Consider the following 15,297-nt stretch of genomic DNA (forward strand, 5'->3'; position numbering starts at 1 on the left):
GGCACGGACTCGGGAGGCGCTCGATGCAGCGTTAAAGGAAGCGATCAACTGCATCACCGCCAACGACGCAAAAGGATGGTTTAATCATTGTGGCTATCCCCTACATTGATTCGCAAGCCGCTGTAGAATCTCCGTTCGCCGGTGTTCGTCGACCTTGACGGCAGCGATGGCTTGTTGGTTTGGCCCCATGTCCTTGCCGCTGTCGTCCGGCGTTGAAGCGGGCTCGTTAGCATGCGTATGTTTATTCATCGCGTTCCCCTATAGATGTTGTCGAAGTTGAGAGTGACGAAATCGATCCTCTCGCTTGGGGCTTCCTTGGCTCCCGCCTGGGGGCGGGCGGGGGGTGGGCGAAGCCGTTGCCCTCTCGGGCCAGGGTGGCGATGGGGTGGGGTTCGGGAAGCAAGGCAACGGGCCGCAGTTGCTAGCCCGTTTCGCGCGTTCATCCCCCCAAGTGCCCCTTCACCCCAGTTGAGGGGCTTGGGGGGATGTGCGAAAGGGGCGGCGCGGCCCGTGCTGCCATCCTTGTTTTTCCTGTTTCTGGCTGCGGCCGGGGTCAAGCGTGAGCTTCGTAAGCGGTCAGGAACCTCACTTCAGGAAATTCGGGACGCAGGGCGTGCAGCGCCTCGCGTTACCGGGAGGTAGCCGTGCGGCCAAGGGGAGCGCAGCTGCCCTTGATGAGTGCGTGTTCGGCAAGTGGTGGCCTGAAAGGTGGCCGCAAGGCCAGATGCGCCGCGACCAAGGCGCATGCCGCGCCTGTAAGGGCATCCCGGTTTTCGCGTAAGCGAAAATGCCCCGCGCTTCCCACACGATGTAAAAGCTGTTGGAAACGGCACGAAATGCATGGATGCTCAATTGCCCGAGCGTGCTTCCGTTCTCCATGTGATGCGTCGGTTCATGCGTGTGTATGCAGCTTCAGAATTGAGGCCGGGGGTTTTTGTCTGATAATTCGTTGAGGTCTTTTCGGGTTTGGCGTGTCACTCAAGAGTTTGAACACGTAATCCCTGCTCGAACTTCTGCAGATATTTAATTGCCGCCTCGCTTGATTCAATTGGGTCTCTTGCCATATGCAACACTAGTTTGTCACGTAAGCCTTGGTCTTCGATAATAGACAGTATGGTTCTTACCACATCTTCACCCAAGATAATTCGGCAATCGAATCCCAGCAGCACCGCACCTATTAAATCGGTGTCGTGGTCACAGGACTGAAGCAGGACTGGTGCTTCATCCCAAATACGGTTGTCATTGCCTGCTTTTGTATAGTGCTTAAATAAGAAAAAGAGATCTAGGGCGTCCGGTGTCGTCTCATTTGCACGATCCTTCCATGCTATTAACTTAAGCCCTACCAAGGCCGGAACTGCAACAGCCTTGGTTACTATATTTGACGTTACTTGCCCCGAGCGAGCAGCTTAAAACGCTTCCTCGTATCCAGCAACGTTCATGATGACGTCACCCTCAGGAGGCCAGGCGATCTGGCCATCTTTTTGCGCAACGCCGCCAAATGGAACAATATCAATCGGATAACCGTTTGAATACTTCTCCATGTCACAGAATAATTGCTGCGCAGCACCGCCTTTGGTGAACCGACCAGTCAGCACCAGTTGCTCTTTCATCAGCCTTCCTCGGTTCACAGCATCATAAGTCCTCTATTCAAGCGAGACCTTCTTTTCGTCGGTTGATTTTCCGCAAACCATACATTGACTTACTACCAAGGCGTAGATGTCCGGTCGTGCTCTGCTTATACCGGCATACAAACGTGCCAGGCTCAGGTACATATAAAGGAGACAGACGATGCAGAGCAAAGGACGATGGTTGTTGGCAGTTGGCCTCGCTTTCCCGTTACTTGCCGCACAGGCGGCGAACGACAAGACAGTGCGTGCTACTGAGTATGGATTCATCGAAGGCATATCCGACAAGGCATCCAATACCTGGGCATGGAAAGGTATTCCTTACGCCAGCCCACCGGTGGGAGATCTACGCTGGCGTGCTCCTACTGATCCGGCCAAGTGGAACAATGTGCGTTCTACAGCAGCCTTCGGACCGGCCTGTGCACAGTACGGCCGGATCTACGGGCCCGGTGCGAATAACCGCTATGATGAAACCATCGCCAGCACGCTCAACCAGGCGGTTGGCAGCGAAGACTGTCTGTACCTGAACATCTGGCGCCCTGCCACCGGCAAGTCCGATCTGCCGGTCATCGTATTTTTCCATGGCGGCAGCAACGTCTCCGGCTATACCGCCGATCCGATGTATGACGGCGGGAACCTGGCCAAGACAACCAATTCCATCGTCGTCACGGTAAACTTCCGTCTTGGCGTATTCGGTTTCTTCAGCCTGCCGCAGTTGAAGGAAGGTGCAGACCCCGATACCACGTCAGGCAACTTTGCCATTCTGGACAGCATCAAATCTCTGGAATTCCTCAAAAGGAACATCGGCAACTTCGGTGGTGACCCGAACAACATCACCATCATGGGCGAGTCGGCCGGCGCGATCAACGTCTATGCCCTGCTAACCTCACCGAAGCTGGCCGATGCGCAAACGAAGCCATTTCACAAAGCCGTCGCGATGAGCGGCGGCCTGTCACTCGCAACGAATCTTCCGCAAGGGACGATCCCAACCATGTCACCAGCCTCCGTTTATGAGGCACAAGGCAGTGCGCTGCTGTCAAACCTGCTTATCGATGACGGCAAGGCAACCTCGGTGGCCGAGGCACAGGCTTATGTGGCCAGTCAGACGCAGCCACAGATCGCCGCCTACATGCGCTCGAAAACACCGGCACAAATCTTCAGAGTTCTCCTTACCAAGCTCGCCGCCGCGGGGCTCAGCGGCTCTGGGCCGATACCGGATGGCTCTGTCGTGTCGGGCAATCCGGTCGGCGCAATCAATACGAATAAGTATGTGCAAGTGCCTGTGCTGGCCGGTAACACACGCGACGAAGGCAAGCTATTTCCAAGCTTTCTTCCGCTGGTGAGCGGCATACCCGGCAGCGCTCGCATCGTCACCGATGCGGAGCTCTTTATGAACCACTTCGGGTACCGGCCGGAAGATGCCCCCCAGACCACGATACAGCAGTGGATTGCACCGGGCTATCTGCCCGCCGACGCACCGGTGACCGGCTTTACCGCACGGGCGGACCAGTTCAACCGCATCTTCTTCCTTGCCAGCCGCGACAACATCCTCAATGCCTTGAAGGCGAAGCAGGCAGACGTCTGGTATTACCGTTTTGACTGGGATGAGCAGCCGGCGCCGTGGAATGTCATTTATGGTGCGGCTCACCTGTTCGACTTGCCCTTTGTGTTCGGTAACTTCGGCCCGTCCCTGATGGCCAATATCATGAACACCAGTGCAAACCGGGCGGGACGGCTGGAGCTCTCGGACGCAATGATGCGCAGTATCGGTACATTTGCCCGGCGTGGCGATCCCAACAATGACAGCCTTGACGTACACTGGCCGATGTGGCCCTCCGGCCTAATCTTTGACGCCACACAGACGCGGAAAAATATCACGGTGCAGAAGATTCCCCCTGCATTGCCGTGATGGACAAGGGCGAGCCATAATGAGCTCGCCCTTTTAACCGCAAGATCGAGCGTGGCGTGCGATCAAATCGTCAGACTGTCTGAACACAAGGTGGACGACCGCCTGCGAATCGATTACCGAAGATGCGACGTCAATCAATATCTTCCTGAAGTTCCGCCTCAATTTCCTCAACCGTTGGCAGACTGCTGACGAGCGTTTCCGGGATCGCGCGTACCAGTTGATATTCAGCGATGCTCATCGGATTACCCATACCTCGCAGCGCATACTCAGCCACCGTACGATTCTGCTCTTTGCACAGCAACAGACCAATAGTGGGATTGTTTTCCGGTGCCTTGACGTCAGAATCGATCGCCGAAAGATAGAAGTTTAGCTACCCCGCATATTCTGGTTTGAAGGGCGTTGCTTGGGGCTTTCCCACCACATAGCAATGCAGCTTCAAATGGTAGAACAACAAGTCAATATAAAACTCTTCACCACCTACTGTCAGCCTGTACTGTCGGCCGACAAAAGCAAATCGTGCTCCAAGTTCAAGCAAGAATCGGGTGGCAGGAATCGGGTGACATGTTGCATTAGACCGGATTCGATGTCGCGCTCGCGAACGTGATTGGTCAACCCAAGGAAATTAAAGATGTAAAGATCCTTCACCGTAGCCTGTGCCAACTCTGATTGAGCGGGCGGAAGCCGCATGGCGAAATTACTGAGTGCATTGCCCTGCTGCTGAATCAATTGCGTCTCGATCTGCATCACCAGAATCTTGGGCGACCAACCATGCTCGATTGCTTTACGTGCATACCAACGGCGCTCCGTGGCATTGCTGAATTTATACAGCAAGGCGATTTGGTGATACCAGGGCAATTGTGCAAGCACCTCTTGCACAAATTCCTGTTCCGGCCAAGCTTGCGCGAAAGCGCGCATGTATTTCAAGTTTCGAAGGGAAAATCCCCTCATTTCGGGGAAGGCAATGACGAGATCCTTCGACAACTGGTCGATAACCTTGCTACCCCATCCTTGCTACTCCTGCCGATACAAAATTTGTTGCCCGATCTGCCAATACAACAGAATCAATTCCCGATTGACCGCAGTGACGGCTCGCTGTTGCGCACCTGCGATACGCTACTTGATAGTCGAGAGCCAGTTTGCGTACTCAGCTGGCAGGATTGATTTTGTATTTCCCATAGCGTAAGCAGTTCTGCACAAGGTCGCTTAAATAAGTTTATTCACTGGGGAATAAAATCCATAGGCGATAGGCCCCTGTCGTTAAGCCTGCGATTTTACCTTCAGCTCCTTACGCCCATAGGGATGGATCGCTTGTTTTTGGATCGGCTTGGTCACATTGCGGAGTATTTGCGCCGTGATCCGTGTTCTGGCGGCATCGCAATCCCATAGCGATTCAGGGAATCGACATCGCCCTTCAAAGTTCTCATTTGCGTTGCCATTGTTTGCTTTCACTGTATAAAAAAACAGTCCAGGCATTTTACCGTATCTGTCCTAACCTCAGGCACTTTCCGCCTGCTCCCTATGCAGCCTACCGCCAACGATGTCATTTCAACTGCGGCCAACGGTGTAAGTAACTATGGGGTCAATACCCAAAATCGGCGATCAAGGTGACCAAAGCCCAATTGGCGAGCAATACAGATGATCTTTCACTATCAAGGGCTCGCCATGGTAAGAATTTACTCAACACGGCTCTTGAACTTGGGCCAAGCATCCCTATCTACCTCTTGTCTCCTCCCAAACTTCCGGTTTGGATTTTATGGCCCGCAATGAGTCTTGCTCGTGCGGGCTTTTTTACATCAATGACAACGACGATATGCGATGCTGCTAGCCATTGGAACACGGGGTCCGACCTAGTTTGATGCACCGCAATATATGTTACATTTCTGAAACACCATTACTGCATGGAACTACAATGGCGCGATGTATCTCTCCCCAGCCAACGAAGAGCGCATGTCGCAACGTCGTCATTTTTCCTTCGACACCAAGGTGCTCATGGACGACATTGGCCCATATTCCGTCATCACGGTGAATGTGTCGCGACACGGTCTAGGCCTGCTCAGTCACCGTCTACTCGATATCGGTCGTAACTATGCCATCGCGATCGCTGTTCCAGACAGCCCGCGACGGATCAATGCATGGGGCACGGTGGTCTACTGCGATAGCACGCCGGACGGTTTTCAAGCGGGTGTCCGGTTTCTGGACATGGACGCGTACAGCAGGGCTTGCATCGACGATCTGCTGACAAGCCATGAAGGTGTACGTTAAACCGCCATGAAGACCATGACCTGTACCAAGCAGCACGACCAGCTATATGAACCAAAAGACGAGATACGGTATATCGTCATATTGCATGACGGCCGCAAGGTGGAAGGCCAATGGAGTGCGGCTACCTCCCGCTTTTATGTCGACCAGGCCCGATCCGTCTTCGTATTGCGCAAGGAAGCGTTCGACTGGTGGCCAGCTAACGTCTAGTCTGGTTGAAGGGACCTTCCCTTGCCTTCGTGAATAGAACCCTGAGATAAGTCTGACGTTGATTTGCATCAACGGTGGTACTGACCGAATCCTTCCCCGGCTCTGTACAATCGCGCCCCATGCAGCCATCGGAGTGAGACCTCAATTTCAGAAGAACAGGCTGCATCCACCGGAGCTGGCGGGAGGAACCAATACCAGCACCACATTCCCTTGTAGGTCGTCATCCTGACCGGTTCTGCTGCAACGACGCTATTCGTCACGAACGATGGTTCGACGTGATACCTTCCGCACAATCACTGGTACTGCATTCGGTTCCGAACGATTGACTGGTCGTTGCGCCGCCTGGGAAGGGTGCGTGGGCAATGCCTTTGGCGCTGGCACGACGCTGGCAATCATGTGCTTATAGAAGAGTTGCTTACTGGTTCCTTGCCTCATCAATAGGGAGTGCTGATCGAATGATTCGATCAAGCCGGTCTGCTTCATCCCGTTGACCAGGTACACCACGACGGTCATGCGCTGCTTGCGCAAGTCATTTAGATAAGTCGCTTGCAACGCATCGTTGTTAGTGCGTGACATCGATGTTCATCTCCTGTTTTGCCGCCCTGCTCCGCTTTGGCTTAGATGTCATACCTTGCCAGCATAGCTTCCGCGCTCAATGGCAACGGCAGTAGCGGAAGGCTGACGGTGACGCTGTCGGCCTTTTTTCGATGCCGGCGGATGCCCGGGCTGGTTAATGCCACCAGTTGCTGCCGTACCAGCTTGGCCAGCGAAATACGTTTTTGCGACCGGGTTATTCCGATATGGCTGTGGTACTGAAAGCCGTCTTCAAAAATGATCCGGATCTGACACCGGCCTTCGCCTTTTTCCGGTGCATCTGTGGCCCAGCGTTCCAGAACTGCATTAGCTAACGCGAGGGTGCTGACGCGCGCTTGCATAAAAACGCCATCAATGCGCTCAATCAGAATCCGTGCAATATCGATCTTGTCACAATCTTCAATGACCAATTTCTCATCCTTTGGCGCGCCGTTGCGCCGAGTCTGATAGGGAAATGAACGATCCACCAACCTGTACCCGCATCGGTACAAAGAAAAAAGCCCGCAGTCCTTGCGGAAGTTGCGGGCGAATCCAATTCAAGAAGAGTTGGAGGAGACAAAGGCATAGTACCTGTGTACAACAGTAGTGTCCTCTTTCGAATGCGAATGACAGACATTCCCTATGCTTATAACACCGTAAAAGGCAAAAGCCCACAGCACAAGGTACTGTGGGCTTTCACGTGTCTCCTGCCGTCCTCTTCGGGATTGGATTTTTGTACTGCACCGAGATTGTGCACGAAGGTGCTCGAAAAGTCATATCGCAGCGCAATAAGACAATGTCCTTGCGCTGCCTCACAACGTCAGATCAGCTTCAGAACGAGACCTTACCCAAACGCGCTCTGAATCACCAAATCGCCTTTTGGCGTCAGCACAAGCAATCGTCTTGAAGCATCAGCGGTTTGCAAGTGCGGTGGCAAGGGATTGAGGAACGCCAGACCGGACGAAAGCAACATTTGATGCTCAGCGTCCTCTGGGCGATAGACGGTCTCGGCGTCGACTTTCATTGCAGCTTCATATAACTCACGACGAATGATCATCACTACTCCTCCTGCGCATTCTTTCTGCACTATTTTACTGCGCGTGGGGCCAGTAAAAAGCAAGGAGGCTGGAATCGTTAGTTGTATGGTTGCAGGAACCGAAAGAACAAGGTACAACAGCGACTCAGCCACGTTCGTGCCCAGGCACATCAGCTCAGTCGATTCGCAGACATACTTAGCGTTTCAGAAAAGCACTGCTAATCTAAAGACCGTACTTGGACGCATAGAAGAAAAAATGGAGACCCCCATGTCCATTCATCTGGAGAGATGCCGTAATCCCCTTTGCCGTCGACTCTTTGAGCTTGAGCATTTCAGCCAGTGTTTTGCGCGTCAAGGCATGACTGCTGGAGTGATCACTTGTCCACATTGCAAAGTCGAAGACGCGGCCAATCCGACCCTCGTCTATTCCGCGCGGCCACTGCCCAAAGCCTTTGAGCACTGGCCGGGAGGCGATCCCGATGTCGCGCCCGAGCGCAAGAGCAAGACCGGCTTCTGGCGAGGAATGGTTCTCGTGAAGTAAATCATGCCGATATGCAGTCGCCCGTTCTCACTCCGTAATGCGTGATCCATCGGTTAGGACGAGATAAGCGAAGGTATGACTCTCTAGCTACAGCAGGATCATCACCTTGACTTCGCAATCGGAATTCACGGGTTCGGGCGCGGGCGGCGGAATTGCCGCTTCTTCGGATAGCCGCCCCCCTGTCCTTTTCCATTACCTTGCTTGCGTGGCCCATTCGATGCCCCTGCATTCATCGTGCCGGGATTGTTGAGCCAGGTATTGAGTTGTTCGCGTATTTGCGCAATGCCACCGGTAATGCGTACATAGCGATTTCCGAATGTCTTTCTCAGGAACTCATCGGCCGGTGCAGGAATGTCTTCTCGTAAGCCGACCATCCGCTGACAACTGCGCAGAGACGGCGCTGTCCGCAAATCGTCGAGTGCAACAATGTTGAGTTCAAGTTGCGGAAAAAGCTGCTTCAAATCCTCGAAGTCATGCGTGCTGGTGCCGACCAACGCAATCATCGGTTTGAAGGCGCTGTTGGCCGAGGGCGGCAGCTTGGGATCGAACAGCGGTTGCACGTCGGTTTCAGAATGATGGGCATCTTCGTCATTGAGCGCCTGGGACGCATCCGGCCATGATGCGGACCTGGAGTTGAACGCGTCATCGTCCGAAGATGTTGCAAAGCATCGATGGCCTTGTTGCGCCTGGTATGGCGAAGACGCTGTACCTGGCACGCCTGGCCGAAGCAACGAGGCCATGGCTGAATTACTGCCCTTCTGCGCCATTGCCTTGAACAATGCACTAGCAAACTCCTCGCACACCATCGCAACGAATGGACGGGCCAGTTCAATCAAGTCGCGAGCACCATGCGGTGGCTCCAACTGGCTGGATTGACGATGCTGCTGCGCTACATGCTTCGTTTGCGCTGCCTGGTAGACAGGAGCAGGTGCTTTGAGCAGTGCCGCTTGCTGAGGTTGTTTGACAACTGGTGCCGATCCCTTAATTCCCGGCTTGTCTGCGGCGATCGGCTCCTTTATTACAGACGGTTCCGCTTCGATTGATGCTATCGATTCCAGCGGCAGCGTCGCGGCAGACGTCTCGACTGCCGGGCCGGAGCGGGCTTTCCTGGAGCGTTTAGATGTTTGTGGTAGTTCCGGATCGGCCGCGTTGTCGTCAGAACCCAAGGCGTCGTTATCCACGCCGGATGTTGGTGCCGAGAACAGCTCATGCTGCGGAACCGGCTCCAATGTTTGCAATATGCCGTGCAAGCGTTGCCGAATGGCTTGAAAGCCTTGGGAAATCGAGATCAGCTTGCGGTGCCGGCTTTCCGGCAGCACATTCTGCGCATGGAACACATCCTTGGCTTTGACCTCTTCTAATTGGGCCGATTCCAGCAAACCGCGTCCCTTCTCTTCCAGAAGACGCGAAGCAATCAATTGCCACTCCTCCTCGGCCCATTTAATGACATTGACAGTCGCTAGCGATTCAGTCTTACGAGACATAACTTTTCAATTCCAATCGGAGTGTTTACGAGACACGATGGCCTCGCATTGATCGTGAGCGCACTTCACCCTGTCCGTCTCAGGCGACAGATGTCTACTCATGGGCAGAAAAGCCCTGCATAAATTCCTGCATGTCGTGCTGGTACAGACCAAGGCTTATTAGCCCCAATTTTCGTGCATTGCACGACGCCGGCAGCGTGGCAGGAAGGGGTAAGGGAAGCGGGTCACGAAAGAATAGCACGTTCCTTCACAAACCGTATGTTGCGTAGTATCGTTAAAGGAAGGAGATACGGCTATCTACGAAAATAAATCCACCATGTAGCCAACTCATCATATGCTTACCGAGAAACTCAACATACTGGTAGCAGAAGTTCCAGGGGTCATCCCTGTCGTACAAGAGGCTTGGAGCGAGCACTTCAGTATGACATTCTGCTGTTCCATGCGGGAGGCCGACCGGCTGCTCGCAAGGCATTTTGATGTCATCGTCTGCGGCACCCATTTTGCTGAGAGCAAAATGTTCGACCTGCTGCGCCATGCCAAGGCGTCCCCAGTGTCCTGCGACACACCCATTCTATGCGTGCGTGTGCTTGATGGCGAACTGGACAGCTCAGCGTTTCAGGGGATTAGCCTGGCAGCTGCAGCGCTTGGCGCCGCTGCCTTCGTTGATCTGAACCGTTGGCGCCGCGAATATGGATTCGATGCTGCGCGAGAAAAATTGCGGGATTTGGTCCTGTCACTCGCCGAACCCCATGGCAAAGCCAGTATTGTGAGCGAGCCGTCGTAGGAACAAGACTACCGATCGAACTGGGCCACCAATTCACGGGCTTGCAGCAGCAGATCGTCTCGTACAGGATCCGGCTTGTCCCCAGTCGCGAACTTGATATAGCCGGTCAGGTCACGAACCAGTTTCAGCAATGCAGTAGGATCATTGTCCTGTTCATTGACCTTGGCCGCCTTCAGTTGTGCAATCAGTTCGAGCACGGCGGTCGGACTCACTGCTTCGCAGTATGCCGCTTGCCAATGGTCGTGTTGACGCGCGTCTTCCAAGGCTTGTTGGCACGCGGTTTTGATCGTGTCGAGATCCTGCATCCTGATACAAAAATCCACAAAGTCGTTATTTTTCCGTGTACTATCCGGCCGTAGCACCTATAAAAATCCAAGGCTAGAGACGACGAGAGAGACCCAGTAAGCCCGCTTGGTTGATGACTGAGCGGGCTTACTCATTTCCATTATCACTATAGGCTATATCTCTTATAACAGCAATAAAGAGAGCAACTATGGTGCGCCGCAGTATAGTAACACCTGTTTCCTCCAACTCTCCTTGAATTGGATTGAACCCGCAAGCCGCAAGGTCTGCGGGTTTTTCTTCGTCTAACGGCTACGCTGACTCCCTCTCCACCAGCTGACTCTGCCATGAAGCTCTTGTCATCTCCAGTATTGAACGCAGGACCCATCAAAACCCGGCCCTTCAGTGGTTAATCCATGTAACAGTCATGGTTGTTACTTAAGGATGATGGCCTATATTTCAGTTATTGAGATTCATCATCTTACAAGTTGAACAAAACGTATTAAATACCTATCCATGCAGGGCGTAATCATGCCCTATCCTCATCTCTTCTCAAGGAGTGACTCATGGTGAATATCGGATCAGCAGCACAGGCTGTCAAACTTGAATTGATGCATGCTCGCCAGGGCATGGAGTATTACGCAAAGCTCGTCGAGAACCTCGAAGGGGTCTTGGAGACGTTGACCACTATCGACAGCCCTTCCACGAGCGGACAGACAAAATCCCGTGCCACGAAAACCGCCAAGACCAGTGGAAGAACCACCAATAAGGCGAAAGCGTCGACAACCAAAAGTACTCGGCAATCAAAATTGCCTACTACTGGCAGGGACTTTTGGCCGACATTATTGACTGACACGCCACAGCCCGCTTCCGAAATATTCAAGGCGGCAGTGACTGCCCTCGGCATCAAGCCGAGCGCAGAAGATCGCAAGAAGCTTACCCAGCGTATGTCAAACGCGCTCAGTGTCATGTCCAAGAACGGCGAAATCAACGCCGAAGGCAAACATCGTGAACGCCTCTATTCGAAAAAGACCGTCGTTCATTAAGGGCAGCTTTTGCTGTCAGTCATCGCATCACACCCAGCAGGGGATAGAGGTCAGAGACTATGGCGGGTCGTATTGTCAGCGTACCGATGCATAGATCAGTGCGCTCAGCACAAGCCGTTTAGGTTGTTAGAACGTCAACGCGTATAGCGCTTACCCTAATAGACTTGCCCTGCTAGAATCCGGCGCTTGATAAGTTTGTATTCTTCCCGCGAGATGGTGTCTTCCTGCAGGAGTTTGTTCAGATCATCCATTTCGCCGTTGTGCGGATAACTGTGGCCACTGTTTCCCTTTTCTCTGTCGCGGCGTCGGCTCGCCCAAAGAGCAACCGCTCCGCATATCGTCGCCATGGCAACGGCCCCTGCGGTATATCGAATGGCACCCACCCTGCTCCCCTATCTATGCAGATGTCTTCTTATCGATTCCATAAGGGTAGCTTGCTTTTCATTGCATGGTTAGCCACTTGTCATTCCATGCCGCATTGCTGCCACAGGATATGAATGCCCAGGTGCGTAATCGCACCGAGGATGGCCGGATTCTTTGCGCTCTTTGCTGTCATAACACTCGAAATCAGACAGGAAGACGTGCCAGCATGTATTACCAGGCTCGCTTGGCCACTTGGTAGCACCCCACCCGAGAGAAAGAATGCCTTATCAAATTGAATATCAGACTGCCCTGAAGTACGACAATGAGAGCCTGCTCGCTGCTGCTTCCGCCGGCGCGGTCGACACGCTTGCGCTATTACTCGACGAGCGCGACGCCAATATCAACACCGTTGACCGTTCCAGGCAGACTGCACTGGTGCACGCCATCCTGGCAGGATGTGAGGAATGCGCGAAGTTTCTCCTCGACCGTGGCATCGACTGGCGCATCCAAAACAAACGCGGACTGCGAGCACTCCACCTTGCAGCTGGCATGGGACTTGTTAGCGTGATTGACCGGCTGCTTGACGCCGGCGACGATGTGAACGCCAGCCGCGCCAACACAGATACACCGCTCATCATCGCTGCAAGGAATGACAGGACCGATGCGGTGCGGCGCCTGCTCAATGCCGGTAGTGATCCGTACGGACGTGGCGCAAAGAATATGACTGCGCTACATGTAGCTGGGAATGCAGAGATAACAGCACTGCTGCTGAAAGCAGGTGCGATACTTGATGCGCGAGACAAGGAAGGCGAAACACCGCTGTTTAGTGCTGCAAGGGCCGGTCGCCTTGATCAGATACGGCTTTTAGTCGAGGCCAACGCCGACGTGGATCTGCTGAATGATAAAATTGAAACTGCCCTGTTCCAGGCTGCACAACGAGGCGCCATCGATGCGGTTGACACTCTATTGGATGCAGGTGCGAAGACGAGTTTTCCAGGACAGTGGGGACAATCATTTGCCAATGTCGCCCGGCGCACTTATATGACTGCGCGTGCTGGTCGCGGCTGCATTGATGCTGCACTCGCCGAAATCGCCAGGTCCGTTTAAGTAGTCCATCTTTAGCATCCACCGCGGCGAGAGTTATTCATGGAATTGACTGCATGGGATCCGTTGTGGAGGCTCCAATGGTCAGGTTGCTGCTTTAGTTCTGTAAGTAACTTGGGCATTCCCAGGCCGATGCCCATCAAAATAACTTGTCATTTCATTCACTGCGGGTAAACTGCGTGATGTTGATCGGTGTTCGGAATGATTACCCGTTCAATGAACTCGGGCGGCTGATGCGTTTGGCCTACCCCAAAAATATCTGACAATCATAGAAAGATGCACATGGCAACTGGTACGGTGAAGTGGTTTAACGATTCCAAAGGGTTTGGCTTCATTAGCCCGGATGACGGCGGTGAAGACCTGTTTGCACACTTCTCGGCGATCAACTCGTCCGGCTTCAAGACACTGAAGGAAGGGCAGAAGGTGACTTATGAGGCGACAGTGGGCCCGAAGGGTAAGCAAGCTTCCAACATCACCCCGCAATAATACTTCCTCCGCTAGTACCACATGGCCGACGTCTGACCTGTCGCGAAATAACCGGATCGCGGCCGCCGACTTTGCACAGTCGGCATAAAAACGCCCGGATGCCTCTCAAGGCACCGGGCCAAATCTACCGTCAAGTAGAGTTCACATTGTTTTGACAGAAAGCATTTTCCTTAGTTCAACTTAGTTGCCTTGTAGGAGTAGCAGGCCCACCGGTTGAGCTAAACATGATAAGACTCAGGTACACGCTGCACCGTGTGACGATTTAGGCGCTCTTGCCAAGAGAGGGCCAGAGGTCACGGGTAATTCGCCGAGTATCACCGAAGCACCTCAGTGCGCATATGCAGCACTTTCCGGAGTTGGATAGCTGATAGAAACAGTCATGCGGCTAACACGCCACAAATTGGGCTGGTACAAAGAGCGGGCGCGGATTTACTTTGACATTTCTCTTTAGCAACGCGAAAGTGAGTGTTCTTGATCAGTGCAACAATGTAATAAAGAATGAACCGATTCAGCCCGTCCCGACGTCCTATCTTTGGACTCAAAGACCACGCTGCCAAACGACGTACCAGGTGGTACATGACAAGTAGCGCATTACTTGCCTACATTGCATTTCTCTCTTCCTTCTGATCTTAATTTAGACAGCATATGCGGCGACCTCACTGTACAACGAAAAGCAACAAAAGGCTGGAGCAGCTTACCTCTCCTTTGAACGATGCACGTTCTGGTATTCGTACGCCATGCTCTGGGAGAAGTCATGCATGAAGAGCAGATCCAGCTACTGAAAAAAATTACCATGGCTTTTTACCTGCCGAGTCACCTTCGCGGTTTAGCCTGGAATCTACAAAAGAGATTCGATCAAACCAGATACGAATGGCTGATAAGAGAAGTCACGAGTTTTGAGACGAGGACGTCGTGTTGAAGCAGACACATCAGACATAATCTCTGTACCTAACAAAAGAGCTATCCCGAACCCACAATATTATCCTTCTGTGCCACTTAAAGGCTGGCAGTAGTGGGAGGCACAAAGGGACTGCATTAACCGTCTGGTGCAGTCCCTTTTCTATGGGTACAAACACTTGAGAAGACGCGATCCAGCACGTACCATTTGAGTCCAGGACGGACGCGCGAAGAACGTTCAAATGAACAAAACAGGATGAACCGCCCCGGTTTTTGAGGAGGCTGGTTGGTGTGAGTCAGGCCGCGACGGCTTGACTGCTCAATTGCCGGTAGTAGTTTGCCTCAGCTTCTGCCGGCGGGATATAGCCCAGCGGCTCCATCAATCGGTGATGGTTGAACCAGGATACCCATTCCAGCGTTGCTAACTCCACGGCCTCCCGTGTTTTCCAAGGTGCTCGGCGATGGATCAGTTCGGCTTTGTACAAGCCATTGATGGTTTCTGCCAGCGCGTTGTCATAGCTGTCGCCCTTGCTGCCCACGGACGGCTCAATGCCAGCCTCTGCCAGGCGCTGAGCTAGCGTCAAGACTGGTGTATGGCCGGCTTGAAGGATAGTATCTTCAGGCGGCGAGTTTTTGCTGTTCCGGTGGATTGTCCTGCACCGGTAGTCCATCCTTGAACGGCACGCCTGCCAGCAGCA

Annotated in this window: 16 protein-coding genes and 1 pseudogene; 8 read left to right on the plus strand and 9 right to left on the minus strand. The window is 53.3% G+C overall.

The features are described 5' to 3' along the window. Positions 1-974: 974 nt before the first annotated feature. Entirely contained in the window at positions 975-1,346 is a 372-nt protein-coding gene (locus tag IGW03_RS35210; RefSeq protein ID WP_194727057.1) for a hypothetical protein, read from the minus strand. Positions 1,347-1,406: 60 nt separating this feature from the next. Then, positions 1,407-1,610 carry a hypothetical protein gene (locus IGW03_RS35215; protein WP_194727058.1) on the minus strand — a complete coding sequence of 68 codons (204 nt, stop codon included), beginning with the start codon at positions 1,608-1,610 and terminating at the stop codon, positions 1,407-1,409. Positions 1,611-1,788: 178 nt separating this feature from the next. Here IGW03_RS35215 and IGW03_RS35220 point away from each other — a divergent pair, with 178 nt between their 5' ends. Then, a complete protein-coding gene (locus tag IGW03_RS35220; protein ID WP_194727059.1) occupies positions 1,789-3,534 on the plus strand; it encodes a carboxylesterase/lipase family protein in 1,746 nt (581 codons plus the stop codon). A 130-nt stretch (positions 3,535-3,664) separates the two neighbouring features. Here the strand turns inward: IGW03_RS35220 and IGW03_RS35225 are convergent. Further along, positions 3,665-4,644, minus strand: a pseudogene (locus IGW03_RS35225) (PDDEXK nuclease domain-containing protein). Positions 4,645-5,481: 837 nt separating this feature from the next. Between IGW03_RS35225 and IGW03_RS35230 the strand changes: the two are divergent. After that, positions 5,482-5,796 (plus strand): PilZ domain-containing protein, encoded by a 315-nt coding sequence (locus IGW03_RS35230; protein WP_194727060.1) that lies wholly within the window; start codon positions 5,482-5,484, stop codon positions 5,794-5,796. Between the two features lie 15 nt (positions 5,797-5,811). Further along, positions 5,812-6,003: a hypothetical protein gene (locus IGW03_RS35235; RefSeq protein WP_194727061.1), complete on the plus strand. Its 192-nt coding sequence runs from the start codon at positions 5,812-5,814 to the stop codon at positions 6,001-6,003. 249 nt (positions 6,004-6,252) lie between these two features. Here the strand turns inward: IGW03_RS35235 and hfq are convergent, their stop codons facing one another. The 3 genes from hfq to IGW03_RS35250 form a co-directional block, all read right to left on the minus strand. Continuing rightward, a complete protein-coding gene (gene hfq / locus IGW03_RS35240) occupies positions 6,253-6,579 on the minus strand; it encodes an RNA chaperone Hfq (protein ID WP_194727062.1) in 327 nt (108 codons plus the stop codon). Positions 6,580-6,620: 41 nt separating this feature from the next. Further along, positions 6,621-7,007 (minus strand): hypothetical protein, encoded by a 387-nt coding sequence (locus IGW03_RS35245; protein WP_194727063.1) that lies wholly within the window; start codon positions 7,005-7,007, stop codon positions 6,621-6,623. Between the two features lie 413 nt (positions 7,008-7,420). Beyond that, positions 7,421-7,633, minus strand: coding sequence for a hypothetical protein (locus IGW03_RS35250; protein ID WP_194727064.1), 213 nt, complete (start codon positions 7,631-7,633; stop codon positions 7,421-7,423). Between the two features lie 247 nt (positions 7,634-7,880). On the opposite strand from IGW03_RS35250, the gene IGW03_RS35255 reads away from it, so the two are divergent. Next, a complete protein-coding gene (locus IGW03_RS35255; RefSeq protein WP_194727065.1) occupies positions 7,881-8,153 on the plus strand; it encodes a hypothetical protein in 273 nt (90 codons plus the stop codon). A gap of 125 nt (positions 8,154-8,278) precedes the next feature. Here IGW03_RS35255 and IGW03_RS35260 read toward each other — a convergent pair whose 3' ends face one another. After that, positions 8,279-9,637, minus strand: coding sequence for a hypothetical protein (locus tag IGW03_RS35260; protein ID WP_194727066.1), 1,359 nt, complete (start codon positions 9,635-9,637; stop codon positions 8,279-8,281). A 334-nt stretch (positions 9,638-9,971) separates the two neighbouring features. Between IGW03_RS35260 and IGW03_RS35265 the strand changes: the two genes are divergently transcribed. Beyond that, positions 9,972-10,421, plus strand: coding sequence for a hypothetical protein (locus IGW03_RS35265; RefSeq protein WP_194727067.1), 450 nt, complete (start codon positions 9,972-9,974; stop codon positions 10,419-10,421). An 8-nt stretch (positions 10,422-10,429) separates the two neighbouring features. Here IGW03_RS35265 and IGW03_RS35270 read toward each other — a convergent pair whose 3' ends face one another. Further along, complete coding sequence (locus IGW03_RS35270) at positions 10,430-10,726, minus strand: hypothetical protein (protein WP_194727068.1); 297 nt, start codon at positions 10,724-10,726, stop codon at positions 10,430-10,432. Between the two features lie 543 nt (positions 10,727-11,269). Between IGW03_RS35270 and IGW03_RS35275 the strand changes: the two genes are divergently transcribed. The 3 genes from IGW03_RS35275 (at position 11,270) to IGW03_RS35285 (ending at position 13,702) form a co-directional block, all read left to right on the plus strand. Next, entirely contained in the window at positions 11,270-11,749 is a 480-nt protein-coding gene (locus IGW03_RS35275; RefSeq protein WP_194727069.1) for a hypothetical protein, read from the plus strand. Between the two features lie 642 nt (positions 11,750-12,391). Further along, the gene (locus IGW03_RS35280) at positions 12,392-13,219 is read left to right on the plus strand and encodes an ankyrin repeat domain-containing protein (RefSeq protein WP_194727070.1); all 828 of its coding nucleotides are present in this window, start codon (positions 12,392-12,394) and stop codon (positions 13,217-13,219) included. Between the two features lie 279 nt (positions 13,220-13,498). Then, positions 13,499-13,702: a cold-shock protein gene (locus IGW03_RS35285; RefSeq protein WP_194727071.1), complete on the plus strand. Its 204-nt coding sequence runs from the start codon at positions 13,499-13,501 to the stop codon at positions 13,700-13,702. 1,193 nt (positions 13,703-14,895) lie between these two features. On the opposite strand, the gene IGW03_RS35290 is transcribed toward IGW03_RS35285, so the two are convergent. Continuing rightward, the coding region (locus IGW03_RS35290; protein WP_228536296.1) for an integrase core domain-containing protein at positions 14,896-15,297 on the minus strand (402 nt) is incomplete at its 5' end.

The sequence above is a fragment of the Noviherbaspirillum malthae genome, from assembly GCF_015352985.1.
Taxonomy (GTDB): domain Bacteria; phylum Pseudomonadota; class Gammaproteobacteria; order Burkholderiales; family Burkholderiaceae_D; genus Noviherbaspirillum; species Noviherbaspirillum malthae.

Excerpts from the sequence above, each read along its gene's own strand:
- IGW03_RS35220 (WP_194727059.1), top strand. The coding sequence starts at position 1,789 with ATGCAGAGCAAAGGACGATGGTTGTTGGCAGTTGGCCTCGCTTTCCCG.
- IGW03_RS35275 (WP_194727069.1), top strand. The coding sequence starts at position 11,270 with ATGGTGAATATCGGATCAGCAGCACAGGCTGTCAAACTTGAATTGATG.
- IGW03_RS35215 (WP_194727058.1), bottom strand. The coding sequence starts at position 1,610 with ATGAAAGAGCAACTGGTGCTGACTGGTCGGTTCACCAAAGGCGGTGCT.
- IGW03_RS35260 (WP_194727066.1), bottom strand. The coding sequence starts at position 9,637 with ATGTCTCGTAAGACTGAATCGCTAGCGACTGTCAATGTCATTAAATGG.
- IGW03_RS35280 (WP_194727070.1), top strand. The coding sequence starts at position 12,392 with ATGCCTTATCAAATTGAATATCAGACTGCCCTGAAGTACGACAATGAG.
- IGW03_RS35265 (WP_194727067.1), top strand. The coding sequence starts at position 9,972 with ATGCTTACCGAGAAACTCAACATACTGGTAGCAGAAGTTCCAGGGGTC.
- IGW03_RS35285 (WP_194727071.1), top strand. The coding sequence starts at position 13,499 with ATGGCAACTGGTACGGTGAAGTGGTTTAACGATTCCAAAGGGTTTGGC.
- IGW03_RS35270 (WP_194727068.1), bottom strand. The coding sequence starts at position 10,726 with ATGCAGGATCTCGACACGATCAAAACCGCGTGCCAACAAGCCTTGGAA.
- hfq (WP_194727062.1), bottom strand. The coding sequence starts at position 6,579 with ATGTCACGCACTAACAACGATGCGTTGCAAGCGACTTATCTAAATGAC.
- IGW03_RS35230 (WP_194727060.1), top strand. The coding sequence starts at position 5,482 with ATGTCGCAACGTCGTCATTTTTCCTTCGACACCAAGGTGCTCATGGAC.
- IGW03_RS35250 (WP_194727064.1), bottom strand. The coding sequence starts at position 7,633 with ATGATCATTCGTCGTGAGTTATATGAAGCTGCAATGAAAGTCGACGCC.
- IGW03_RS35235 (WP_194727061.1), top strand. The coding sequence starts at position 5,812 with ATGACCTGTACCAAGCAGCACGACCAGCTATATGAACCAAAAGACGAG.
- IGW03_RS35255 (WP_194727065.1), top strand. The coding sequence starts at position 7,881 with ATGTCCATTCATCTGGAGAGATGCCGTAATCCCCTTTGCCGTCGACTC.